The 4,420-nt window shown below is 45.9% G+C and carries 1 protein-coding gene; it reads left to right on the top strand.

The features are described from left to right. Positions 1-522: 522 nt before the first annotated feature. Positions 523-987, top strand: a complete 465-nt coding sequence (locus tag JO972_RS16590) for a DUF2262 domain-containing protein (RefSeq protein ID WP_309491205.1) — start codon at positions 523-525, stop codon at positions 985-987. Positions 988-4,420: the final 3,433 nt, after the last annotated feature.

The raw sequence follows: 4,420 nt of genomic DNA, 5'->3' as shown, positions 1-4,420 counted from the left end.
CCGACCGTTAACCGTTCTTGGTCGAAGGCCGTTTTACAGTTATGATCTGCGTTCGTATGCGCGGTGTTTTACAGTTGGCGGCCGAATTATACGTTCGGCTATAATGATGCACGCATAGGAATTGGCGTCACGGTGATGGATCGCTGAATGGATTCCAGGATGATCTAAGCCACAAGATTTCGTCGAAGTTAGTTCCTGTTGATGAGATTGTTGCTGTCTGATCCGCGAATGCAGAATGTGACATTGAGAGTAGTTTGATCCATCTTGCGCAGAGGTTGTCTCCGTAGTTCTTTTCTTACATTTCAGACGTTGCCTCCTATCCTCTGCTCATGGCTAGAGCGGTCGGAGCACAGGGTTGATGATCGTCGTTCGCCTTGGTTATTGGTTAGCGAAAAATTTGCCGAACAATTCGCTGCACCCGACCGTTAACCGTACGTAGTTCGCAAAGATTTTACAGCTGAGACCATCCTAGGTTTTTGACCTTTGACCCACCGGCGGTTGAGCTTTACGTTCGGCAATGATATGAAAGACGCAGTATTAGGAACCTTAAAGGAAGATAAGCATATCGCGCATATGCTGATTGGAACAATACTTCACAAGTATCGTAAGGTTAAGCTCACGATTTCACTAGAGGGAGAGGCGCTTGAAAATTGCTTGGAATGGGCGCGTGAGGCGGTGGGAGACTTGAAGCGCATAGACGACCTAGCTAAACAGGCTGCATGCGAACACCTTCTTCCGTTATACAATGAGAACTGGAGAGAATACGAGCAATCCGACGGTAGGGGCGCCTGGGAGATAATCTCGAATCCAATCTTAACTCTTGATGAGATTAGAAGTGAATTTAGGCTCAGTACATTCCAAGTTGAAGGTGTGGATTCCTTATGCCTTTGGTATAGTGATGGCGATTTATTCGGTGGTCACGACGTAGTTGTATCATCTTCAGAGCGTATGAATTTTGATGATTTGACAGTTAATTTGTGGGGTTAGTCGAACCTATAATTTGGCCGAACAAGTCGTTGCCATCGACCGTTAACCGTTAGTAGTCTGCAGATATTATACAGTTAAAACCCTTAATGATTGGCGGTTGTTTTACACGCGGCCATGGAACTTTACGTTCGGCTATAATAATGCACGCATAGGGTTTGGCATCACGGTGGTAGAACGGTGAATAGATTCCAGGTTGCTCCTTGTTAAGAGGCTTCGTAGGAGTTGGTTCCTGTTGATAAGCTTGTTGCCGCCTGATCGACGAATGCGGAACGTGACATTGAGAGTAGCTTGATCCATCAGGCGCATAGGTTTTCCCCGTGATCCTATTTTGATTTTTCCCGCCTTGCCTCATATCCTCTGCTCATGGCTAGAGCGGTCGGAGCACATGGTTGCTGATCGTCGTTCGCGTTGGTCATTTGTTTGAGAAAAATTTGCCGAACAATTCGCTGCATCCGACCGTTAACCGTTCGTAGTCGGGAGCCAGTTTACAGTCATGAGACACACTACATTTTCGACCGTTGATTGATCGGCGGTTGAGCTTTACGTTCGGCAATAATAAGAAAGAATAATGGCGATAATATCAGTCATATTTACTACACTGGCGGCATTGATCTCACTTGGCAATCTCACCGGCTGCATCATGGCCATGCGTGGTCAGAGGGCAGGGGGTGATCGAGGATACTCAAGTGTCCCGGCGATTTCTCTAATATTCTGTGTAGCAGCATTATTTCTAGATCGCGATAATCTTGGTTATTGGGTATTTCTCGCATGCATCTTAGATCCAGGGACTTGGATGTTAGCCTGGCTTCCTGCGCTGTTCTTTCAGCGTGCCGATCCCATATCTGAAGAATAAAACTGGCCGAACAAGTCGAAGCATCCGACCGTTAACCGTTCGGAGTCGAGAGACATTTAGAGTTAAAATCATGAATAATTGGCGGCGTTTCTACACGCGGCGGTTGTTCTTTACGTTCGGTAATAATAAGAAGAATGAGCAATTACATGTCACAGATCTGTAAAGATTGGATCAGAATTTTCCCTAATCTCGTCCGATATAAGAGCGGGCGAAAACTACTGAGAGGTGCCGAGACCGTCATCTACGGAATTGAAATTCGAAAGATATCCGATGATGTTTATCGCCCAGAATTCATCTGTCTTAATCTTCTATCCGCATTTAATGAGTTCTCTTTGGTGCGAGAGTTTGACCTTCCCAAGAATCCACAGGCTGATGTCCCGTTCGCTGATCACGCTCAATATTATCCGGTGGTTGCTCGCAGGATCAAAGAAGAAGTGCCTTTGCTGAGTAAGGTCGAACCTCTTCAAGAAGATATTGTCTGCACATACCGATCCTCTATTGATTGCGATTTGTTCCGTGGCTCTAACCCGTTGTCCTTAATGACATCGCTTATCCAGCAAGCCATATATTACGGGTTATCTGATGTAGAATCGACTGAGCGGACGAGATTGAAGCAGTATATGGATTCTCTTTCACCTAGTGTTATAGATTGTTTGCGTGACCCGATTGCTAAGGAGCTTTCTGCTAGCAGGGATGACTTGATTCATAATTTGAAGGTGAATATGAGCATGTCGTGTTGGCCCGGTCATTAGGATAATACAAACCGAACAAGACGCTTCATCCGACTGTTAACCGTTCGCAGTCGGAGACCATTTTACAGTTAAACCCATGCTCGATTTGCGGCTGTTTTACACGCAGCGGTTGAGCTCTACGTTAGACAAGAATTATGAAGATCATATCACGACTATTGTGCTGCCAGGGTATCAGAGTGATCGACGGACGAGCAAACGCCAGCAAAGGAAAGCCTGATGGACGGCTCATCAGAGATGTGGCATCAATGTGTAATCAGATCGGCATCAAGAATTGCGAATTGTGGCTTGATGGCTCAGGTAGAGTAACTTTTTCAGATGAAATTCCCGCCGAGCATCATCAGAAGTTTAGGAACCTCTTTTCTATGCATGGCTGAGAGCAGTTGCGAGCCTTATAGAAAGTCATCGAAGAATGTCGTCTAACAAGGCGCTTCATCCGACTGTTAACCGTTCGTAGTCGGAGACCATTTTACAGTTAAAACCATGCTTAATTTGCGGCTGTTTTACACGCAGCGGTTGAGCTCTACGTTCGGCTATAATAATACAATGAATACAGACAGTAACACCGTTAAGAGATACGAGAGGTATCTGAAAGATCCTGATCGTCTTAGTGCTGAGATAAAGCAATCTCACACGGCTGAGCGCTTTATGGGCGTGGTGATGTTATTGGCTGCAATCTTTATAATTTATAGATGGTGTGCACATTCAGAATCCAGACGAGAAGTGGAGGTTGTTCTAACAACATTCCATGTAGTTACGCTGAATCTATTATTGCTTGTGTTCGTGTGGGTGAAGATCAGATCGCACTTGTTGGCCATTTGTAGGGCCCATCAGATAGTCTCTGGAGACGTCTCACATGAAACTGAGAAATTTGCCGAACAAGGCGGATCATCCGACCGTTAACCGTCCTTGGTGCGCAGCCATTTTACAGTTAAGAATTCACTTGGATTATCACGGGTTTACACGCGGCGGTTGTCCTCTACGTTAGGCAAGAATAAGAATGGATTCATCGTCAGTCACACGCGGCACTCCTGGCGGATGTATCATCGGCCTCCTTGGAATATTCTTTCTAGTTTTCCCAGCCGTGGGAACTTGGGGGATGAGTAAATGGCTCAGCATACCGAGTGATGAACGCCAACTGAATGCGTTTTTCTGGATCATGCTAGCTTTCATAGTAGGTGGGCTATTGATGTTTATCGTGCTTTCCGTTATTTCGATTCGTGTTTTGAAGGTTACGAACTTTAAGACTTATGATCCGGATAATCCTAGTCTACACTGGTAAAAAATGAGCCTAACAAGTCGGTGCCATCGACCGTTAACCGTTCGCAGTCCGAGGAGATTTTACAGTTAAAACCATTAATGATTGGCTGGCGTTCTACAAGCGGCCATGGACCTTTACGTTAGATAAGAATAAGAATTCGGAGTCTTCGGATTCGTGGGCACGACGATGGTCAGCTGTTCGGTTTTCGCATCATGATTCGCACACTCATCATCATGCAGCACCCGGAAGGGGAACGACACTTGAATGATTGAGAGCAGGGTGAAGCGCCAGGGTAACGCATCACGGATTCCGGAAGCGTTCCTTCGTCTCTCCTTCCTCCATCCGTCATGCTGGCAGACGTTATCTCACTCGTATGATTTCTGACAGATCGTTGGACAGATTCAGAAGAATAGTTAGGATTTCGATCAACCACACACCATTCGACGGTGAATGACGTATTGATCCTCTTGAATCTAACAAGGCATTGCGGCCGACCGTTAACCGTTCTTGGTCGAAGGCCGTTTTACAGTTATGATCTGCGTTCGTATGCGCGGTGTTTTACAGTTGGCG

The organism is Oceaniferula flava (assembly GCF_016811075.1).
Classification (GTDB): Bacteria; Verrucomicrobiota; Verrucomicrobiia; order Verrucomicrobiales; family Akkermansiaceae; genus Oceaniferula; species Oceaniferula flava.
Note: the sequence above shows the minus strand (reverse complement) of the source record. Positions and strands in the feature narration are given on the sequence as shown.

Excerpts from the sequence above, each read along its gene's own strand:
- JO972_RS16590 (WP_309491205.1), top strand. The coding sequence starts at position 523 with ATGAAAGACGCAGTATTAGGAACCTTAAAGGAAGATAAGCATATCGCG.